Origin of the sequence: Actinoplanes sp. NPDC051633 (assembly GCF_040681735.1) — a bacterium.
In the GTDB taxonomy this organism is placed as follows: domain Bacteria; phylum Actinomycetota; class Actinomycetes; order Mycobacteriales; family Micromonosporaceae; genus Actinoplanes.
On sequence record NZ_JBFAZH010001018.1, the window covers coordinates 1 to 2,805 of the forward strand.

The window sequence follows — 2,805 nt, forward strand, 5'->3', positions numbered from 1 at the left end:
CGGCTCCCGCAGGCGGAATGGGCAGCGGCGGCGGCCAGCTGTAACACTGGGGCCGCCGCCGTCCGTTGAGACCTCATCGATGCATCGTAGAGCGATACATCGAGGGGCCGGATTCAGCGTACTGAGACCGCCGACGCCGAGTTGGCCACCTCGTCCGCCGCCGAGGTCACCAGGCCGCGGGTCTGCGCCGCCAGCGACACCTGCTCGTCCATCACCGACGCGGCCAGGCGCTGCGCGTCCGCCACCGAGCCCAGCCGGCTGGTCATCTCGGACACCGCGTTGCCCACCGCCGCGGCGCCCGTCGTCACCTCGGCCACCGTGGCCTCGATGCGCGCGGTCGCCGTCGCGGTCTGACCCGCGAGCTGCTTGACCTCGCCGGCCACCACCGCGAAGCCCTTGCCCACCTCGCCGGCCCGGGCCGCCTCGATGGTCGCGTTCAGGGCGAGCAGGTTGGTCTGGTCGGCGACGGCCTGGATCAAGCCGGCGATCGCCGCGATGTCGGCCACCGACGTGCGCAGCTCCTCCAGCGAGCGCAGCGCGGTGTCCCCGTCGGTCAGCGTGGTGGTGACCTGGTCGCTGGCGTGGGAGACGGTCTTGGTCACGTCGGACAGGGCCGATTCGAAGCCGCTCAGCGCCTCGTCGGCGTCGGTGCGCAGGCGGGCGCCGGTCGCGCTCGTACGCTGCAGCACCTCCTCCAGGCGGACCGCCATCTGCTCGGCGCGGTCGAGCTGCGCCTGCGCGTCGATGCGGGCCTCCTCCTCGCGGCGGGAAGCTTCCTCGGCGGCCTCGCGGAGCTGGGTGGCGCCCTTCTCGGCGATCTCCGCCTGCCGGCTCTCGTTCTCGCGGCGGACCGCAGCGTCGAAGTGCCAGTAGGTGATCTGTGCGGCGGACATGGCGAGCACGAAGACGGCGTGCAGCAGGGCCCGCGAGAGGATCGCGCCGGTCGAGTGGCCGACGTGGCCGCCGAAGACCAGGTCGGGTGCGAGCACGCCGATGCCGAGGTGGTGGCCGGCGACCAGGACGACGGCCAGCGCGAAGGCGAGCCAGTCCTGGTAGAGGCCGATCAGCGCGATCACGACGAAGAAGTGGAAGTGCAGGTCGATCATGCCGCCGCCGGCGTGCACGAGGGCATCGGCGGAGAGCAGGAAGCCGACGCTGGTGGAGATCGCCCGGCCCCGCTGGGAGGTGGCCGTGCCGGCCACGACGCCGCAGGCCATGACGCCACCCAGCACGGCGAGCAGCAGCGGGGCGTGGTGGCCCGGGCTGAGCTGGCCGGAGAAGTAGCCGATAACGAGGATCACCGGCACGTGCACCCAGAGCAGCAGGCGCAGCACCCGATGCCGGGCGGCGAAGGCCTGCTCGGAGAGCTCCACGGCGGGGATCAGGCGGCTGAACGCGGTCATCACTGCACCTTTCACTGATGGGTTCCCTGCTCCATTCGGATCGAGAGGCTCGGGCCCGCACGAGTGGGCGGGTGCAACGGGGGTGCTTTATTAATCCTTGAACTTTCCTAACAGTTATTGACGCGGCGTTAGACATCGAGTTGAGTTGATGTCACCCCACGCAATCCCCACACGGCGGAAGGTGGCTCCCCCATGCCCAGAAAACGTCTTCTGTCCGTCCTCGCCGCGATCGGCATCGGCTTGGCCGCCACGGCCGCGGCGGTCGTTCCGATGACCATCGCCGGCGCCGCCGAGGCTTGCGCCGCGCCGTACAACAACAACACCGTCTATGTCGGCGGGAACCGGGTCTCCCACAACGGCCACAACTGGACCGCCCGGTGGTGGACGCAGTACGCGGCCCCGGTCGCCGTGCCCGACGGCGTCTGGACCGACAACGGCGCCTGCGGCGGTGGTGGGGGTGGCGGCGGTGGCGGCGGTGACACCTGCAACTACCCGAACTGGGCGCAGGGCGCCTGGTACGCGACCGGCGCGATCGTCCGCTTCAACGGCAGCCTCTACATCGCCGAGCACGACAACCCGGGATACGACCCGACCATCAGCACCTGGTTCTGGGACCCGTTCACCTGCGGTGGTGGCGGCGGCACGACCCCGCCGCCGCAGCCCGGTGGATTCCCGGTCTCCGAGGCCCAGTTCAACCAGATGTTCCCGAACCGGATCGCGTTCTACTCGTACGCCGGGCTGGTCGACGCCGCGCGCAAGTACCCCGCCTTCCTCAGCGGCGACGACGCCACCAAGAAGCGCGAGGCGGCCGCCTTCCTGGCCAACGTCAGCCACGAGTCCGGTGGGCTGGTCTACGTCGAGGAGCAGAACCAGGCGAACTGGCCGCTCTACTGCAGGCCGACCCCGGAGGTCGGATGCCCGGCCGGGCAGTCCGCCTACCACGGCCGCGGCCCGATCCAGCTGAGCTGGAACTTCAACTACAAGGCCGCCGGCGACGCGCTCGGTCTCGACCTGCTGCACAACCCCGACATGGTCAAGAACGTCACGTCGGTCGCCTACCAGACCGCGGTCTGGTACTGGATGACGCAGAACGGGCCGAACTCGATGCCGGCGCACCAGGCGCTGTTCTCGCAGGGCTTCGGCGGCACGATCCGCAGCATCAACGGCTCGCTGGAGTGCAACGGCGGCAACCCGGCGCAGGTCCAGAGCCGGGTCAGCTCTTACCAGCACTTCGCCGGCATCCTCGGCGTCGACCCGGGGCCGAACCTCTACTGCTGAGCTGACCGGCGGCGTTCACAAGCCTTACACGGAAAGAGGGGCCGAGAGGGGTACGGCCGGGCGGCGGCCGTACCCCTCTCGCTTCGTGCGTGTAAAGGGCCAGCTGCGGCCGGGCCCGATAGGA

At 70.2% G+C, this 2,805-nt stretch carries 2 protein-coding genes; one reads left to right on the forward strand and one right to left on the reverse strand.

The features are described from left to right. Window positions 1-113 precede the first annotated feature (113 nt). Window positions 114-1,403: a methyl-accepting chemotaxis protein gene (locus AB0M20_RS36165; protein WP_364305124.1), complete on the reverse strand. Its 1,290-nt coding sequence runs from the start codon at window positions 1,401-1,403 to the stop codon at window positions 114-116. A gap of 192 nt (window positions 1,404-1,595) precedes the next feature. Here AB0M20_RS36165 and AB0M20_RS36170 point away from each other — a divergent pair, with 192 nt between their 5' ends. After that, window positions 1,596-2,681 carry a glycoside hydrolase family 19 protein gene (locus AB0M20_RS36170; protein WP_364305126.1) on the forward strand — a complete coding sequence of 362 codons (1,086 nt, stop codon included), beginning with the start codon at window positions 1,596-1,598 and terminating at the stop codon, window positions 2,679-2,681. Window positions 2,682-2,805 lie beyond the last annotated feature (124 nt).

Coding starts and splice junctions, on each gene's coding strand:
- AB0M20_RS36170 (WP_364305126.1), top strand. CDS start 1,596: ATGCCCAGAAAACGTCTTCTGTCCGTCCTCGCCGCGATCGGCATCGGC.
- AB0M20_RS36165 (WP_364305124.1), bottom strand. CDS start 1,403: ATGACCGCGTTCAGCCGCCTGATCCCCGCCGTGGAGCTCTCCGAGCAG.